The following is a 17,286-nucleotide window of genomic DNA, read 5'->3' as shown; positions in this document are numbered from 1 at the left end:
TGAATCATCGTGAATCTGCCGGTCGCGACGACACCAGGGAAACAACTTTGCAACAGAACTCCTCGATCCTCACGCCTGTACAGCGCCGCGCCCTGATCTGGCTGGCGATCGCGCTGGGCGTCGGCATCCTGCTTTGGCTCCTGAGTCCGGTCCTCACGCCGTTCCTGCTCGGCGCCATTCTCGCGTACATTCTGCAACCGGGCGTCGCCTGGATGGTACGGCGGCGCGTGCCGCGCGGACTCGCCGCCTTGCTGATGATGCTGGTCTTCTCCTTGATGATGACGCTGCTCGTGCTGCTGGTGCTGGCCGTCATCCAGAAAGAAGGGCCGCAGTTGAAGCAGCAGGTGCCCGTGCTGTTCGCCCACGTGAGCGCCTGGCTGCAGCCGAAACTTGCCTTATTGGGCCTCGCCGACTCGCTCGATTTCGCCAGCATCCGCGATCTCGTGATGGGGCAGCTCGAAGGCAGCGCGCAGCAGGTCGCGCTGTATGTGTGGACGTCCGTTCGCACCAGCGGCAACGTGATGATGACGGTGGTCGGCAACCTCGTGATGGTGCCGCTCGTGCTGTTTTATCTGCTGTATGACTGGAACCGCATGCTCGCTCGCGTGCAGATCGTGGTGCCGCGCCGCTGGCTCGACAAGACGCTGCAACTCGCACACGACATGGACCAGATGCTGTCGCAATACCTGCGCGGCCAGCTCCTCGTGATGGCGGTGCTCGCGGTCTATTATGCGATTGCGCTGACCATCGCCCGCTTCGAGATCGCGCTGCCGGTGGGTATTTTCACGGGCCTCGCGGTGTTTATCCCGTACGTCGGCTTTGCAACCGGTCTCGCGCTGGCGCTGCTCGCCGCACTGCTACAGTTCGGCGACTGGTACGGCTTCGGCGCGGTCGCGTTGATTTACGGCGTCGGCCAGATCGTGGAGAGCTTTTATCTCACGCCGCGGCTCGTCGGCGAGCGGATCGGCCTGCACCCGCTCGCGGTCATCTTCGCCTTGCTCGCGTTCGGTCAGCTGTTCGGCTTTTTCGGCGTGTTGCTGGCGCTGCCGGTCAGCGCGATTCTGTCGGTCGCCATGCGCGAGTTGCGTCAAAGTTATCTGACGAGCACGCTTTACAACAACTGAGTCACTGACTGAGCCACTAACTGCTCATTGACTGTTCACGGACGTTTTAGGGCGCGATATCCGGGCCATTTGCGGCCTTAAGCCTCATTTTCGGCATTAACCTACTGTGCTTCGTCAACTGACGCTCGATCTCGGCACCCCGCCGCCATCGACATTCGACAATTTCTTCGCCGGCGCCAACGCCGAGCTGGTCACGCGGCTACGCGAGCTCGACAACGCGCTCGCGGCCGGGCCGGTGGCGGATCGTACGTTCTACGTCTGGGGCGAAACCGGCAGCGGCCGCACACACCTGCTGCAGGCGCTGGTTCACGAAGCGCCGCCGGGCCATGCGCGCTTCGCCGGTCCGCAGAGCAGCCTCGCCGCTTTCACCTTCGACCCGCGCGTCGCGCTGTATGCGATCGACGATTGCGACGGCCTGTCCGCGGCGCAGCAGATCGCCGTGTTCAACCTGTTCAACGAGGTGCGCGCGCATCCCACCAGCGCGCTCGTCGCCGCGGGCAATGCCCCGCCGATCGGCATGACCGTACGCGAAGATCTGCGCACGCGCCTCGGCTGGGGCCTTGTGTTTCATCTCGCGCCGCTGCCGGACGAAGGCAAGGCCGCCGTGCTGAAACACGCGGCGCGCGAACGCGGCATCATGCTCGCCGACGACGTCCCCGCCTACCTGCTCACGCATTTTCGCCGCGACATGCCGAGCCTGATGGCGTTGCTCGACGCGCTCGACCGCTTCTCGCTCGAACAGAAACGCGCGGTCACGCTGCCGCTTCTGCGCACCATGCTGGCCTCGCCCGACGCTGACGATCGGCGCACGGCACCCTCTTCGTCCGCCTCATCCGCGTCCCCCGCCGCCGCTTCAAGTAAAATAGGCCCCCATGGCTAACCTCGCACTCTTCGACCTCGACCACACGCTCATCCCCACTGACAGCGACCACGAATGGGGCCGCTTCATGGTGAAACAAGGCATGGTCGACGCTGAAAACTTCGCCCGTGAAAACGACCGCTTTTTCGCCGACTACAAGGCCGGCAAGCTCGACATTCACGCTTATCTGATCGCCATGCTCACACCGCTCGCGAAGTACACGCGCGCGCAGCTTGCCGATCTTCACGCGCAGTACATGCATGAAGTGATCAAGCCGGCCATCTTCCCGGTCGCGCTGGAGCTGGTCCGGGAGCACCGTGAAGCCGGCGATCTCTGCTGCGTGGTCACCGCGACCAACGAGTTCATCACCCGCCCGATCGCTCAGGCGTTCGGCGTCGACGCGCTGATCGCCTGCGAAGCGGAAACCGTCGACGGCCAGCCGCATTCGCCGTACACCGGCCGCCCCACCGGCACGCCGAGCTACAAGGAAGGCAAGATCATCCGTACCGAGGCGTGGCTGGCTTCGCTCGGCAAGCGCTGGAGCGACTTCGAGCACAGCTATTTCTATAGCGACTCGCACAACGACATCCCGCTGCTCGAAAAGGTCACCGATCCGATCGCGACCAATCCCGACGACACATTGCGCGCCCACGCGCAGGCCAAAGGCTGGCGCATCCTCGAACTCTTTCAACCCTCGTGATCAAAAAACTTATCCGCAAGCTGTTCGGCCAGGACTCGGCGCCCGCTGACGACACCCCGCCCGCCGAGGCCGAAGCAGACGAAGCCGGCGAAGCACCGGCACGCCACGCGTCCAGCGCCGCCAAAGCGCGCCGCAAGCCGGCACGCCCGGCCGCCAAAACCGTGCGCGATCCCGACGTGCCCGTCATCATTCCGCACGACGTGCATGGCATCGATCAGTCGCTGATCTCGAAGAACGCAATTCGCGTCACCGAAGGTTTGCAGGAGGCGGGGCATCGCGCGTTCATCGTCGGCGGTGCGGTACGCGATCTCCTGCTCGGCATCAAGCCCAAAGACTTCGACGTCGCGACCGACGCCACGCCCGAACAGGTGCAAAAGCTGTTCCGCCGCGCCCGCATCATCGGCCGCCGGTTTCAGATCGTGCACGTGCAATTCGGCCAGGAAATCATCGAAACCTCGACGTTCCGCGCGCTGGTCGATCCGCCCGCGGCCAACGCCGCGCCGCCGCGTCGCCTGAAGCGCGACGAGCTCGACCGCCGCACCCACGCGGTGGACGCCAGCGGCCGCGTGCTACGCGACAACGTCTGGGGCGAGCAGCACGAAGACGCCACGCGCCGCGACTTTACGATCAACGCGATGTACTACGATCCGGCCACGCAAACCGTGCTGGACTATCACAACGGCATGGCCGACATGCGCGCGCGCCTGTTGCGCATGATCGGCGATCCGGCCACGCGTTATCGCGAGGATCCGGTGCGCATGCTCCGCGTGGTGCGTTTTGCCGCCAAGCTCGAATTCGAGATCGAAGACGCGACCCGTGCGCCGATCGCCAGAATGGCCGATCTGATCAACAACGTGCCGGCCGCGCGTCTGTTCGACGAGATGCTCAAGCTGATGCTATCGGGCCACGCGCTCGCCTGTTTGAAGCGTCTGCGCCAGGAAGGCCTGCATCACGGTCTGCTGCCGCTGCTCGACGTGGTGCTGGAACAACCCATCGGCGAAAAATTCATCTCGCTCGCGCTCTCCAACACGGACGCCCGCGTGCGCGCCGGCAAGCCGGTTTCGCCGGGTTTCCTGTTCGCCACGCTGCTGTGGCACGACGTCCAGACGCGCTGGCAACAATTTGAAGCAAACGGCGAATACCCGGTACCGGCCCTGCATCGCGCGATGGACGAGGTCCTCGACATGCAAACCGAGAAGCTCGCCATCCACAAGCGCTTTTCGTCGGATATGCGCGAGATCTGGGGTCTGCAGCTGCGCCTCGAGAAACGCTCGGGAAGAAGCGCGCTGAAGCTGCTGGAACACCAAAGATTTAGAGCGGGGTATGATTTCCTCCTGTTGCGCTGCGAATCGGGCGAACTCGACGAGTCGGTCGGTGCGTGGTGGACGGAGTTCATCGAAGGAGACGTCGCTGCGCGGGAGACATTGCTCACGCAAAGCGGGAAGGACCGGAGCCCCAGAAAACGACGGCGGCGCAGCAGTGGCGCGAGGAGCCGCAAACCGGGCGACGGAATGGAGGGCGGCACGCCAGCCGAACGCACAGCCACCGACGCGGGCCACGACGGTTCGCACGAAGACTGACGCAGCGTCGGCTGTTGCCGTCGAACGATAGTTGCAGGAAGTTATGCCATGACGGTTGCTTATCTCGGCCTCGGCGCGAATCTCGGGGACGCGCGCCAGACCCTGAAAGACGCGGTGGTGTGCCTCGCCCAACAGCACACCATCACCGTGCTCGCCAAGTCGAGCTTCTATCGCACCGCCCCGATCGACGCGGGCGGCGACGACTATTTCAACTGCGTCGTGAAGGTCGAAACGACGCTCCCCGTGCGGCATCTGCTCGCGCTATGCCACAAGATCGAGCATCAGTTCGGCCGTGAACGGCCGTTTCGCAACGCCCCGCGCACGCTCGATCTGGACATCCTGCTATACGGCGATCAATCGATCGACGAAGCCGATCTGATCGTGCCGCATCCGCGCTTGACCGAGCGCGCCTTTGCACTCGTGCCGCTCGTCGAGATCGACGCGGCGCTGATCATCCCTCGATACGGTCGTGCCGAAGCGCTGCTCGACGGCGTGCGCGATCAACGCATCGAAAAGGTGAAGAGTCCTTGCCAATGTCCCATGCTCAATGCATTGGCAGCCGGCGCCCCGGCTGTGGACAAGGGCCGTTGCGAATGAATTCGCCGCCGCTCACCGTGACCCCGCCGCATCTGCGGCCGCCCTTTGGCTATATCGCGATCGAAGGGCCGATCGGCGTCGGCAAGACCTCGCTCGCCCGGCGGCTCGCCCAGCGCTGGTCGATGCAGGAGGTGTTCGAGCGGCCGCAGGACAATCCCTTTCTCGAGCGTTTTTATCGCGACACCGCGCGTTATGCGCTGCCCACGCAATTGCACTTCGCCTTGCAGCGCGCACAGCAGGCCCAGAACGTGACGGCCGCGCATGTGGCGGGTACGCCGCTGATCGCCGATTTCCTGACGCAGAAGAACGAGATCTTCGCGCGTCTGACCCTTCAGGAAGACGAGTGGCAGCTTTATCGCGCCCTCGCCGCGCGGCTCGACGTGAGCGCGCCCGCGCCGGATTTCGTGGTCTATCTGCAAGCCAGTCCTGAAGTGCTGTTCGCACGCATCCAGAAGCGCGCCGTGCCAATGGAATTGCAGATTTCCGATGCGTATCTGCACGCGCTCTGCGATGCCTACAACGAGTTTTTCTATCACTACGACCGCACGCCCGTGCTGACGGTCAACGCTGAACACCTGAATCCGCTCGACTCGGACGCGGACCTTGCGCTACTCGCCGAACGCATCGAAACCATGCGCGGCCGCAAGGAATTCTTTGTCAAAGGCACGTCGCTTTAAGCGGCGCGCCTCTCTTCTTTCCAACGGATTTCCCCATGACCTATTTGCAGGAAGCGAGCCGGAACGCCATCACCGTGCCGAAACTGCAGGCGATGCGCGACGCAGGCGAAAGAATCGCCATGCTGACCTGTTACGACGCGAGCTTCGCCGCGCTGCTGGATCGCTCGGGCGTCGACGTGCTGTTGATCGGCGACTCGCTCGGCAACGTGCTGCAAGGCCAGACGACCACGCTGCCGGTGTCGCTCACCGACATCGCGTACCACACGGCGAACGTCGCGCGGGCGCGGCCCTCGGCGCTGGTGGTCGCCGACCTGCCGTTCGGCACGTACGGCACGCCGGAGGACGCCTTCAGGAGTTCGGTGGAGCTCATGCGCGCCGGCGCGCAGATGGTGAAACTCGAGGGCGGCGAGTGGCTCGTGGACACGGTGCGCTTTCTGGTCGAACGATCGATTCCAGTGTGCGCGCACGTCGGCCTGACGCCGCAATCGGTGCATGCGTTCGGCGGCTTCAAGGTGCAGGGCAAGACCGACGCCGGCGCGAGCCAGGTGCTGCGCGACTCGCTCGCCGTGCAGAATGCGGGCGCCCAACTGATCGTGCTAGAAGCGATTCCGACGCTGCTCGGCGCTGAAGTCACGAAACAATTGCGGATTCCGACAATCGGCATCGGCGCGGGTGTGGATTGCTCGGGTCAGGTGCTGGTGCTGCACGACATGCTGGGGATTTTCCCAGGCAAGCGGCCGCGCTTCGTGAAAGATTTCATGCAGGGGCAGCCGACTATCCAGGCTGCCGTGGAAGCGTATGTGCGTGCCGTGAAGGACGGCTCGTTCCCCGGGCCTGAGCACACGTTCTGAACGCTCAGTCGGACTGCCGACTACATTGCTCGGGCGCGGTTGCCTCACGCCGCCGCTGCCGCCCTTTACGCCTTAGCCCAGCACGTGCGCCCTTACCGCGCCTCGCAGTGCGTTGCACACCAGAAGCGCCTCGGCATTCTGCACATCGACTCGAGTCAGCACGCGTTCGGCCGCATGAAGACCGGGATCCTCCAGCAGCACACCTCGCATGATCCCGGGCAGCACGCCCGACTCCAATGGCGGCGTCCACCACCGTCCCGCCAGCTTCACAAACACGTTCGACCGGCCACCTTCGGTCAACTCGCCACGCTCGTTGAAGAACAGCGTGTCGAACGCGCCCCTCGCTTCGGCTTCGCGCCAACCGCGATCATATTCGGCGCGGCGCGTGGTTTTGTGGCGCAGCAGCGGATCGTTGGCGTCCGTCGCAGGGAATTGGTGATCCGGTCCGAGTAACACGCCGACGGTCGAGTCGGCCAGCGGCGTCAGCACCGCCGCCGTTATGTGTACCGCGCCGTTCTTGCTCAATGCGAGACGCATGCGATGTGGAGTCTGCGTTGGCAACGCCGCACATTTCTCCGTGATTTGCGCGCGAATCTCATTTTCATCGCCGAGTTTGAAACCCAGCGTCGCGGCGCTCGCCGAGAGTCGCGCAAGATGGCGCGACAGATGCCGCACCCCCTCTTCCTGCGTCGCATGCATCGTTTCGAAGAGCTCGAAACCCGGCTCGGCGCCGGTCAGAAAGCTGGCCTTCAATTGGCACTCCGCATATTCGTCGGCGGCGACGCTGTCGAGCACGATGCCCGCGCCGACGCCCATCGTGCCTTTCAGTGCGCCCGGCGTCGCAGCCGGCTTCAAGGTCAGCGTGCGAATGGCGACGGACAGGCAAAAGTCGCCGCAGGTGTTTTCGCTTGCAGTCGCCGGGAGGGTGTCGGCAGCAGTGAGTGTGGGGGCGGGCGCGTCGAGCCAACCGATCGCGCCGGTATAGAGGCCGCGCGGCGTGCTTTCCAGCGCCTCGATCAACTGCATCGTGCGATGCTTCGGCGCGCCGGTGATCGAGCCGCAGGGAAACAGTGCGCGCAGGATCTCGGCGAAAGACGTGCCGGCGCGCAACGTCGCATGCACCGTCGACGTCATCTGCCAAACCGACGCATACGGCTCAACCGAAAACAGCGCCGGCACATTGACCGAGCCGGTTTGCGCCACGCGCGACAGATCGTTGCGCAACAGGTCGACAATCATCACGTTCTCGGCGCGATTCTTCGGGTCGTTCGCGAGGAAGTCGGCGGCATTGCGATCCGCGTCAGGATCTGCCGACCGTGGCGCCGTGCCTTTCATCGGACGGGCGCGCAACATGGCGCCTTCCTTCTCGATGAACAATTCCGGCGAGCACGACAGCACCCACTCGTCGCCCGGCAACGCGATCAACGCGCCGTAGGGAACCGGCTGACGCGCTCGCAGGCGCCGATACAGCGTGGTCGGCGAGCCGAATACGTCGAAACCCAGCCGATACGTATAGTTGACCTGGTAAGAATCGCCCGCGCGCAGGGCGGCATGGATCGCGTCGATCGCTTCGTTGAATTGCTTTGGATCGACGCTCGCACGCACGTTTGCGGTCCCTGCTACCGACGCGTCGGCTGCTGCGCCGTCGCGCGCCATGAGCCAGGCGTCGACCTCGTCGCGCGATAGCTTCTCGCAACGTTCGAACAATAAAAAACGCAGCGTGGCATCGCCACGCTGCGTTTCTTTCAATGCCCGGTGAGGAAGGCCGCCGTCGAGAAGATGCCGGCCAAACTCGTAGTCGGCGAGCACGACGGCATGCAAACCACGCCGCGTGTCCGCGGCCACGGTCTCGCACACGGCTTCGAGTTGCGCGGGCGCAGCGCAACTCCGTCCATGCACAAAACCCGTGTACAGACGACTCGAACGGCGCGCCGCCGTCGCGTCGCAATCGTCGAGCAACGCGAACACTGCGTCGCGCTCATCTGCCGTCATGCTTACCGCCAAATCAAACCGCTATTAATCGAAAAAGCTCTTCACCCGATCGAACCAGCTCTTGCTCTGCGGGCTATGCCGCGCGCCGCCTTCCACGAGCGCCTTCTCGAATTGCTGAAGCAACTCGCGCTGCGGCTCGGTGAGCTTGACCGGGGTTTCGACTTGCACGTGCACGTAAAGATCGCCTGCAATGCTCGAACGCAGCCCCTTGATACCCTTGCCACGCAGACGGAACGTCTTGCCCGATTGCGTACCTTCCGGCACCGTGAAGCTTGCACGGCCCGCGAGGGTCGGCACTTCGATTTCGCCGCCGAGTGCCGCCGTGGTAAACGGAATCGGCATCTGGCAATGCAGATCGTCGCCGTCGCGCTCGAACACCGAGTGCTGCTTGATGTGAATCTCGACGTACAGATCGCCCGACGGACCGCCGTTGATACCCGGCTCGCCGTTGCCGGCCGAGCGGATACGCATGCCGTCGTCGATGCCTGCCGGGATTTTCACTTCCAGCGTCTTGGTTTCCTTCACCTTGCCCGCGCCATGGCAATGGCCGCACGGTTCGGGGATATAGGTGCCGGTGCCGTGGCACTTCGGGCAGGTCTGCTGGATGCTGAAGAAACCCTGCGACATCCGCACCGAACCCGAGCCGCTACAGGTCGGGCAGGTCTCGGGCTTGGTGCCGGGCTTCGCGCCCGAGCCGTGACAGATTTCACACGACACCCAGCTCGGCACGCGAATCTGCGTGTCGTAGCCATGCGCGGCCTGTTCCAGCGTGATTTCCATGCTGTAACGCAAATCGGCGCCGCGATACACCTGCGGACCGGCACGGCCGGCACCGCCGCGTGCGGCACCGCCGGCTGCCTGGCCGAAGATGTCGCCGAAAATATCGCCGAACGCATCGGCAAAACCGCCGAAGCCTTGCGCCCCGGCTCCGCCCATGTTCGGATCGACGCCCGCGTGGCCGTACTGATCGTACGCGGCACGCTTTTGCGAGTCCGACAGCATTTCATAGGCTTCCTTCACCTCTTTGAAATGCTCTTCCGCATCCTTGTTGCCCGGATTGCGGTCGGGGTGGTGCTTCATCGCAAGCTTGCGATAAGCCTTCTTGATTTCGTCGTCGCTCGCGTTCTTTGCGACGCCCAGAACCTCGTAGTAATCCCGTTTCGCCATATCGGTTCAACGCCACTCGCGCAATGCGACGCGGTGGCTCCTCTTGAATGCTGGAGTCTTGCGACTCGTCCGGCCGCTGTTCAAACCGTTTTTACGCGGCTCAGACAACGCCCTCCATAAAACAAATGTGCCCGGAGAGCCCAAACAGGCTCACCAGGCGCGATAACCGCTTTGCAGGTTCATGCACCCGGACGGGAGCAAACCGTTTTGCAGCCAGGCCGCACACATTGCTGTGTGCGGCTTTACGGTCAGATTGCGACCTGGCTTTAGTCTTTCTTCACTTCCTTGAACTCGGCGTCGACCACGTCGTCCTGCTGCTGATGGTTCGCGCCACCCGCCGACGCCGATGCGCCCGCGCCTGCCGCGCCCGCTGCCGCAGCTTCGGCACCTTGCGCTGCCTGCATGTCGGCGTACATCTTCTCGCCCATCTTCTGCGAGGCGGTGGCCACCACTTCGATCTTGGCTTCGATCGCGGCCTTGTCGCTCGAACCGCTCTTCAGCGTTTCCTCGAGGTCCTTCAGCGCGGCTTCGATCGCTTCCTTCTCAGCAGCTTCCAGCTTGTCGCCGTATTCGGTGAGCGCCTTCTTCGTGCTGTGGACCAGTGCGTCGCCCTGGTTGCGGGCATCGGCCAGCTCACGCAGCTTGTGATCTTCTTCCGCGTTCGCTTCGGCGTCCTTCACCATCTTTTCGATTTCGGCTTCGGACAGACCCGAGTTCGCCTTGATCGTGATGCGGTTTTCCTTGCCGGTCGCCTTGTCTTTCGCGCCGACGTGCAGAATGCCGTTCGCGTCGATGTCGAAGCTCACTTCGATCTGCGGCGTGCCGCGCGGTGCCGGCGGAATGCCTTCAAGGTTGAACTCGCCCAGCAGCTTGTTGCCCGCCGCCATTTCGCGCTCGCCCTGGAACACCTTGATCGTCACGGCGCTCTGATTGTCGTCAGCCGTCGAGTAGACCTGTGCGTGCTTGGTCGGGATCGTGGTGTTCTTGTTGATCATCTTCGTCATCACGCCGCCGAGCGTTTCGATGCCGAGCGACAACGGGGTCACGTCGAGCAGCAGAACGTCCGTGCGGTCGCCCGACAGAACCTGGCCTTGAATCGCGGCGCCAACGGCCACGGCTTCGTCCGGGTTCACGTCGCGGCGCGGATCCTTGCCGAAGAATTCCTTAACCTTTTCCTGCACCTTCGGCATGCGGGTCATACCGCCGACCAGAATCACGTCGTCGATTTCGCCGACCTTCACGCCCGCATCCTTGATCGCCGTGCGGCATGGTTCGATCGTGCGTTCGATCAGTTCTTCGACCAGCGCTTCCAGCTTGGCGCGCGTGATTTTCAGGTTCAAGTGCTTCGGACCCGACGCGTCGGCCGTGATGTACGGCAGGTTGATTTCGGTTTGCTGGCTCGACGACAGTTCGATCTTCGCCTTTTCAGCCGATTCCTTCAGGCGTTGCAGCGCGAGCACGTCTTTCGACAGATCGACGCCCTGCTCCTTCTTGAACTCGCCGATGATGTAATCGATGATGCGTTGGTCGAAGTCTTCGCCGCCGAGGAACGTGTCACCGTTCGTGGACAGCACTTCAAACTGCATTTCGCCGTCAACGTCGGCGATTTCGATAATCGACACGTCGAACGTACCGCCGCCCAGGTCATACACCGCGATCTTGCGGTCGCCCTTTTCGGCCTTGTCCAGACCGAATGCCAGAGCGGCTGCGGTCGGTTCGTTGATGATCCGCTTCACTTCCAGACCGGCGATGCGGCCTGCGTCTTTGGTGGCCTGACGCTGGCTGTCGTTGAAGTACGCGGGAACCGTAATCACCGCTTCGGTGACCTGCTCGCCGAGGTAGTCTTCAGCGGTCTTCTTCATCTTGCGCAGCACTTCCGCCGAGATTTGCGGCGGTGCCAGCTTGTCGTCGCGCACCTGGACCCATGCGTCGCCGTTGTCGGCCTTCATGATCTTGTACGGCATCAGACCGATGTCTTTCTGCACTTCTTTTTCTTCGAAGCGGCGGCCGATCAGGCGCTTGACGGCGTACAGCGTGTTCTTCGGGTTCGTGACCGACTGACGCTTAGCCGGCGCGCCGACGAGAATCTCGCCGTCTTCCATGTAAGCGATGATCGACGGCGTGGTGCGCGCACCTTCCGAGTTCTCGATCACTTTGACCGAATTGCCTTCCATGATCGCCACGCACGAGTTGGTCGTGCCGAGGTCGATGCCGATGATTTTGCCCATTTTTACTAATCTCCTGACTTTGATCGCTGCGGGAATCGCCTTGTTTGCCCAGCTGGCGGTAAGGCGATCCGCTCTGAATTCCTACCTGCACTCAACATAAGTGCGTCCGCATCGTTTTCAAGACCTCTTTTACGATGCGGTCTTTAATTTTTTTCAATCGGTCGAACTTTTGCCGCTTTTTTCACCATCGCGTCCGGCTGCGCCAGCCTGGCCTTCCTGGCGATCTAGCAGCCGAAGCAGGCGAGATCCCGGAAAAACACCACGGGCAGCCCATCACCCGTTTCGGCCAGCCGGCGCCGAATGACTCGGCGCTGAGCTCCTGCATGCCGAAGACAGCGAACGCAGTGGCGTCCACGGGAATGTTGGCCATAACGGCGCCTGTCGGCGGAACGGCTGATAAACAGCTTCTGCTGTGGCCTGTGCCGCGGCTTGTACTGCTTACTTCGGCGCCGCGACCGTCACGAGCGCCGGACGCAGCACGCGGTCGGCGATCACGAAGCCTTTTTGCAGCACAGCAACGACGGTGTTCGGCTCCTGGTCGGCCGGCACCATCGAAATAGCCTGGTGACGGTGCGGGTCGAACTTCTCGCCAACCGGGTTCAGGGCGACGACGCGACCCTTCTCCAGCGCGCCGGAAAGCTGGCGCAGCGTGAGTTCGACGCCTTCGCGCACCTTTTGCAGGTCGTCGGACGAGTGGGCAACCGCCGCTTCGAGGCTGTCGACCACCGGCAGCAAATGCTCAGCGAAGCTTTCGATCGCGAACTTGTGCGCCTTGGCGACATCCTCCTGGGCGCGGCGGCGCACGTTTTCAGTCTCAGCCTTCGCCCGCAGGAAGCTTTCCTGCAACTCGACGATCTTCGCTTCTGCTTCGGCCAATGCGGCTTCCGCACCGCTTGCCGGCGCTTCAGGCGCAGCGCTTGCAGCCGCGTCCTGCTGGGATGCCGCAGCCTCGGCGGCCTGGCGCGCGGTTTCGTCGGCGGGCGTGGGATTCTGGCTCGTCGGGTTCTCTTGCGTGTTTTCCATGTCGCTGAAAGTCGTTAAAAAAGTTAAAGCTAACGGTGACGGCAACGCGTCAAAAGCTGTCGCAATTTGTGCGTTGCAAAATTGCGACAGACAACTTGGTACGTTAACGCGGATCGAAACGGCAGATGGGGCCGGAAAGACCCATTTCAAGCGCCTCTCCCGGAACTTTTCGCACCGTGGACGCGCGACGGAAATGCCCGGTTACAACCATTATTGCGTCGCAATCAGATTGAGATTGAGTGCGCCCGACAAGTGGCCTATGCTCCAATAAAGCGTCGGAAAAGACACGTTAACCCTAATCTAACGTAAGCCTTACCGACATTTTTCAATTCCACCTGATTCGCCTGTTTCCGTCCTGAATCTTCCCAAGGGGAGTACCGTGAAACTGACCTTTGCAATATCGGTGGTCGCATTGGTACTGATCGCGGGCACCACGACCATCTGCATGTCCGGGGCCGTCAACGATCACACCACCGAATACGGCGGTGTGCACGCGACGATGGAACAATTGTTCAATCCCCACCTGAAAGTTTGTCGATAGTGCGCCGGTCGCGCTTGGTCGGTCTGCCGTGCAAAGCGGCAGCCGGCTCGCGGTACGTCTTGCGCCGCTCCTGCTCGACCTGCCGCTTCACCTTGCTCTCCTCGGTTTCCGCGTAAAGCGTCTGCGCGACGCTGGCTGGGCCGCGCACGTCGCACACGCCCAGCACTTCCACTTGCCAGACAATCCGCTCGATCTCGATCTCGACCAGGTCGCCGACGCGCACATCCTTGGCCGGTTTGACATTCGCGCCGCCGATGCGCACATGCCCTTTGTCGACGGCATCCGCCGCCAGCGAACGGGTTTTGAAGAAGCGCGCCGCCCAAAGCCATTTGTCGATGCGCAGCTTCGCGCCCGGTTCGGTCGAGATCCTGTAATTCATGAGCCTGCTTACGCCCCGCTCGTATGCGGCACCGGCACCGCTTGCACGGGCCAGCCCTGCAGATTCTGCGCGACGATTTCGCCAAGCGCGGCGACCCACGGCTGCGAGGCGTTCACGCAGGGAATCCGGTGAAATTCCTGGCCACCCGCATGGAGGAACTCGTCGCGCACTTCCATGCCGATCTCTTCAATCGTTTCAAGGCAATCGGCGGTAAAGCCCGGGCAGAACACGTCGGCACGCCGCACGCCTGCCGAGCCCAATTCCTTCAATGTGGGTGCGGTGTACGGTTGCAGCCACTCGGCCTTGCCGAAGCGCGACTGAAAGGTGATGCGGCATTCCACCTGCGTCAGTCCCAGCGCCTGCATCAACAACGCGCCGGTTTGCTGGCATTGCTCGTGATACGGATCGCCAAGATCCATCGTGCGCTTGGGTACGCCGTGAAAACTCAGCACCAGCTTGTCACCCGCCGCGAAGTCCGGCCGGCCATGCTGATGCCAGTAGTGATGCACCTGTGCGGCGAGCGCGGCGATATACGCAGGATGATCGGCATACTGGCGCACCGTGCGGATTTCCGGTTGATTGCGCATGCGCTTGAGGGCCGAAAAGGCTTCGTCGAAAGCCGTGGCCGTGGTCGACGACGAATATTGCGGATACATGGGCATCAGCAGCACACGCTCGGCGCCCGCCAGTTTGAGCTGGTTCAGCATGGCCGGAATACCGGGCGTGCCGTAGCGCATGGCGTAGTCGACCAACACCGTGTAGTCGTTCAATTGCAACAGATGACGCAAACCCTCCACCTGCTTCTCCGTGAAGACACGCAGCGGCGAGCCTTCCGGCATCCACACAGCCGCGTACTTCTTCGCCGACGCGGGGCTCCGGAACGGCAAAATCAACAACCGCAGGATCACCTGCCAGAGCAGCGCCGGAATTTCGACCACGCGAGGATCGGACAGGAACTGCGCAAGATAGCGACGGACCGCACGCGGCGTCGGCGCGTCGGGCGTGCCGAGATTGATCAGCAACACGGCGACACGGTGTGACGTGGCGTTCTGCGATGGCCGCTCGAGGTCGAAGCGCATAGGCAGCAGAGGTAACCGCTTTGGGCGGAGAGTCGGTTCAGGTGGAATTCATTATAGCGGCGCGGTCCATTGCAAGGTCCGCCAGGGGCCCCTGGCCATTCGGCCAATTGGCAAGCGGCGCGCCGTCGCGCATCATTTGCGACATGAAGTGCCGCAGCCGGCAGTAACCGCGGCTTGCTGCCGGTTACTGTTGACTCAGCGTCAGGGAAAGCAGCCGCGCGGTGATGTCGACAATCGGAATCACGCGGTTGTAGGCCATGCGGGTCGGCCCGATCACGCCGAGCGTGCCGACGATCTTGCCGTTCACCTCATAAGGCGCGGTGACGACGCTCATTTCCTCGATTGGCACGAGATTCGACTCGCCGCCAATGAAAATCTGCACGCCGGCGGCGTGACTCGACACGTCGAGCAACTGAAGGAGACTGGTCTTTTGGTCGAACACATCGAACAGCTTGCGCAAGCGCGCCATGTCCGACGACAGGTCGGCGACTTCGAGCAGGTTGCGCTCGCCGGAAATCAGCACGGTCTCGCCGGTGTCGGACTCATCCGTGCTGGCCGTGACCGCGGCGTGCATCAGCGTGGTCATGTCGCCGCGCAATTCGTCGATTTCTTCGCGCAGGCGGCGGCGCACGTCGTCGAACGAGAGGCCCGCGAAGTGCGCGTTGATGTAGTTGGAGGCCTCCACCAGCTGCGCCGGCGAAAAATCGCGCTGAGTTGCCATGATGCGGTTCTGCACGTCCCCCTCGGGCGTCACGATGATCAGCAGGATGCGCTTGTCCGACAGGCGCATGAATTCGATCTGCTTGAACACGTGGCTGCGGCGCGGGGTAAGCACCACACCGGCAAACTGCGACAGATTGGACAGCACGCCGGCCGCCGCGGCGACGACTTTCTGCGGCTCACCCGCCTGCAGCGTAGTCTTGACGATACGCATCACCGCTTCTTCGTCCGCGGCGGATTCCACCGTCAGCATGGTATCGACGAACAGCCGGTAGCCACGCGGTGTCGGAATGCGGCCCGCGGAAGTATGCGGACTGATCACAAGCCCCAGATCCTCGAGATCGGACATCACGTTGCGGATCGTCGCCGGGCTCAGTTCGAGGCCGGAATAGCGTGACAACGTGCGCGAGCCGACCGGCTGACCTTCGGCGATGTAGCGCTCGATCAGCGTTTTGAGGAGGGTTTGTGCGCGAGGATCTAGCATGACGGAAAATTTTAGCTCAATGACGCGGCTACAGCGAGCGCTAACGGCGCCAACCCCTGACTATCGCGCCGCCGGTTGGCGGGGCGGCGCCTGGTGTTCCGTGCAGCGCCTTGACTGGCGCCGTGTCCAGCGTCCTTGCCAGCGCGCCGCCCGGACTCGGGCTCCGCGCCTCGCCGGCCGCCACTTCGGTGCGTCCGCCGGCGGCACGCCGCCGCACTACAACCGGCGTGCATGTCATCAAGGTTTCACCATTCTAACGATAATCGCCCAATGCGCTGGCAGCCCGCTTGCGCCGGCTCGCTACCGGGTCTGTCTGCGGTTCTTTTCAGGCCCTACCTATGGTGTAATGCCGGCATGCAAGTGACCAGCCAGTTCAAGACCGTCGCGCTCGTCGGGCGCAACAATACGCCGGGCATCGGCGAGCCGCTGACCGAGCTCGCCTCGTGCATCGCGAGACGCGGCTTCGAGGTTGTATTCGAAGCCGACACCGCCGCCGAAATCGGCGTCACCGACTATCCGGCGCTGCGTCCCGCCGAGATCGGCGCGCGCGCCGACGTTGCCGTCGTGCTGGGCGGCGACGGCACGATGCTGGGCATCGGCCGCCAGCTTGCGCCCTACCGCACGCCGCTGATCGGCATCAACCACGGGCGGCTCGGCTTCATTACCGACATTCCGATCTCCGACATGCGCGAGATCGTGCCGCAAATGCTCTCGGGCAACTTCGAGCGCGAAGAGCGCATGCTGCTCGAAGCGCGCATCATGCGCAACGGCGCGCCGATCTATCACGCACTGGCCTTCAACGACGTGGTGGTCAACCGTAGCGGTTTCTCCGGGATGGCGGAACTGCATGTCTCGGTGGACGGGCGCTTCATGTACAACCAGCGCTCCGACGGCCTGATCGTCGCCACGCCCACGGGCTCGACCGCTTACGCGCTGTCTTCGCAAGGGCCGATCCTGCATCCGCAATTGCAAGGCATCGTGCTGGTGCCGATCGCGCCGCACGCCCTGTCGAACCGGCCAATCGTGCTGCCGGACGACTCGAAGGTGAGCATTCAGATCGTCTCGGGCCGCGAAGTGAACGTCAATTTCGACATGCAGTCGTTCACTTCGCTGGAATTGGGCGACACGATCGAAGTGCGCCGCTCGCGTCATACGGTGCCGATGCTGCACCCGGTCGGCTACAGCCATTTCGCGACGCTGCGCAAGAAGCTGCACTGGAACGAATACCCGTCGCACGAAGAAGATATCAAGCCCTGAGCGGCCCCGAATGCCGGACCGCCAGAAC

The 17,286-nt window shown here is 63.0% G+C and carries 16 protein-coding genes and 1 pseudogene; 9 read left to right on the top strand and 8 right to left on the bottom strand.

The annotated features are described in order from the left end of the window. The first annotated feature begins 47 nt into the window (after nt 1-47). From DSC91_RS28490 to panB, 7 genes are all read left to right on the top strand, one after another. A complete protein-coding gene (locus DSC91_RS28490) occupies nt 48-1,124 on the top strand; it encodes an AI-2E family transporter (RefSeq protein WP_115781916.1) in 1,077 nt (358 codons plus the stop codon). A 106-nt stretch (nt 1,125-1,230) separates the two neighbouring features. Continuing rightward, nucleotides 1,231-2,004, top strand: coding sequence for a DnaA regulatory inactivator Hda (hda, locus tag DSC91_RS28485; protein WP_115781915.1), 774 nt, complete (start codon nt 1,231-1,233; stop codon nt 2,002-2,004). Next, nucleotides 1,997-2,683, top strand: a complete 687-nt coding sequence (locus DSC91_RS28480) for a histidinol-phosphatase (RefSeq protein ID WP_115781914.1) — start codon at nt 1,997-1,999, stop codon at nt 2,681-2,683. Before hda ends, DSC91_RS28480 begins: the two co-directional genes overlap by 8 nt. Continuing rightward, nucleotides 2,680-4,263 carry a polynucleotide adenylyltransferase PcnB gene (pcnB, locus tag DSC91_RS28475; RefSeq protein ID WP_115781913.1) on the top strand — a complete coding sequence of 528 codons (1,584 nt, stop codon included), beginning with the start codon at nt 2,680-2,682 and terminating at the stop codon, nt 4,261-4,263. Before DSC91_RS28480 ends, pcnB begins: the two co-directional genes overlap by 4 nt. A gap of 48 nt (nt 4,264-4,311) precedes the next feature. After that, nucleotides 4,312-4,860 carry a 2-amino-4-hydroxy-6-hydroxymethyldihydropteridine diphosphokinase gene (gene folK / locus DSC91_RS28470; RefSeq protein ID WP_115781912.1) on the top strand — a complete coding sequence of 183 codons (549 nt, stop codon included), beginning with the start codon at nt 4,312-4,314 and terminating at the stop codon, nt 4,858-4,860. Continuing rightward, nucleotides 4,857-5,537, top strand: a complete 681-nt coding sequence (locus DSC91_RS28465) for a deoxynucleoside kinase (RefSeq protein WP_115781911.1) — start codon at nt 4,857-4,859, stop codon at nt 5,535-5,537. The genes folK and DSC91_RS28465 overlap by 4 nt, the downstream gene beginning before the upstream one ends. Before the next feature lie 35 nt (nt 5,538-5,572). Further along, complete coding sequence (gene panB / locus DSC91_RS28460) at nt 5,573-6,388, top strand: 3-methyl-2-oxobutanoate hydroxymethyltransferase (RefSeq protein WP_115781910.1); 816 nt, start codon at nt 5,573-5,575, stop codon at nt 6,386-6,388. 72 nt (nt 6,389-6,460) lie between these two features. Here the strand turns inward: panB and pabB are convergent, their stop codons facing one another. The 5 genes and pseudogenes from pabB to grpE form a co-directional block, all read right to left on the bottom strand. Continuing rightward, on the bottom strand, nt 6,461-8,380 hold the full coding sequence (gene pabB / locus DSC91_RS28455; protein ID WP_115781909.1) for an aminodeoxychorismate synthase component I: 1,920 nt from the start codon (nt 8,378-8,380) through the stop codon (nt 6,461-6,463). A gap of 24 nt (nt 8,381-8,404) precedes the next feature. Further along, on the bottom strand, nt 8,405-9,547 hold the full coding sequence (dnaJ, locus tag DSC91_RS28450) for a molecular chaperone DnaJ (RefSeq protein ID WP_097391362.1): 1,143 nt from the start codon (nt 9,545-9,547) through the stop codon (nt 8,405-8,407). 266 nt (nt 9,548-9,813) lie between these two features. Continuing rightward, nucleotides 9,814-11,775 carry a molecular chaperone DnaK gene (gene dnaK / locus DSC91_RS28445; protein WP_115781908.1) on the bottom strand — a complete coding sequence of 654 codons (1,962 nt, stop codon included), beginning with the start codon at nt 11,773-11,775 and terminating at the stop codon, nt 9,814-9,816. Between the two features lie 227 nt (nt 11,776-12,002). After that, nucleotides 12,003-12,145 (bottom strand): annotated as a pseudogene (locus tag DSC91_RS38695) (thioredoxin family protein); the annotation flags it as partial. Between the two features lie 68 nt (nt 12,146-12,213). Continuing rightward, nucleotides 12,214-12,798 (bottom strand): nucleotide exchange factor GrpE, encoded by a 585-nt coding sequence (gene grpE / locus DSC91_RS28435; protein WP_115781907.1) that lies wholly within the window; start codon nt 12,796-12,798, stop codon nt 12,214-12,216. Nucleotides 12,799-13,177: 379 nt separating this feature from the next. On the opposite strand from grpE, the gene DSC91_RS37935 reads away from it, so the two are divergent. After that, a complete protein-coding gene (locus DSC91_RS37935) occupies nt 13,178-13,339 on the top strand; it encodes a hypothetical protein (protein WP_012431795.1) in 162 nt (53 codons plus the stop codon). On the opposite strand, the gene DSC91_RS28430 is transcribed toward DSC91_RS37935, so the two are convergent. The 3 genes from DSC91_RS28430 to hrcA all read right to left on the bottom strand — a co-directional run bounded on the left by DSC91_RS28430 (nt 13,311) and on the right by hrcA (nt 16,001). Further along, nucleotides 13,311-13,718, bottom strand: coding sequence for an RNA-binding S4 domain-containing protein (locus tag DSC91_RS28430; protein WP_115781906.1), 408 nt, complete (start codon nt 13,716-13,718; stop codon nt 13,311-13,313). The two genes, DSC91_RS37935 and DSC91_RS28430, sit on opposite strands and share 29 nt — an antisense overlap. Before the next feature lie 8 nt (nt 13,719-13,726). After that, the gene (hemH, locus tag DSC91_RS28425; protein ID WP_115781905.1) at nt 13,727-14,797 is read right to left on the bottom strand and encodes a ferrochelatase; all 1,071 of its coding nucleotides are present in this window, start codon (nt 14,795-14,797) and stop codon (nt 13,727-13,729) included. Between the two features lie 184 nt (nt 14,798-14,981). Continuing rightward, nucleotides 14,982-16,001 carry a heat-inducible transcriptional repressor HrcA gene (gene hrcA, locus DSC91_RS28420; protein ID WP_115781904.1) on the bottom strand — a complete coding sequence of 340 codons (1,020 nt, stop codon included), beginning with the start codon at nt 15,999-16,001 and terminating at the stop codon, nt 14,982-14,984. A gap of 354 nt (nt 16,002-16,355) precedes the next feature. Here hrcA and DSC91_RS28415 point away from each other — a divergent pair, with 354 nt between their 5' ends. Continuing rightward, nucleotides 16,356-17,258: an NAD kinase gene (locus DSC91_RS28415; protein WP_115781903.1), complete on the top strand. Its 903-nt coding sequence runs from the start codon at nt 16,356-16,358 to the stop codon at nt 17,256-17,258. Nucleotides 17,259-17,286: the final 28 nt, after the last annotated feature.

The organism is Paraburkholderia caffeinilytica (assembly GCF_003368325.1).
Lineage (GTDB): Bacteria > Pseudomonadota > Gammaproteobacteria > Burkholderiales > Burkholderiaceae > Paraburkholderia > Paraburkholderia caffeinilytica.
Note: the sequence above shows the minus strand (reverse complement) of the source record. Positions and strands in the feature narration are given on the sequence as shown.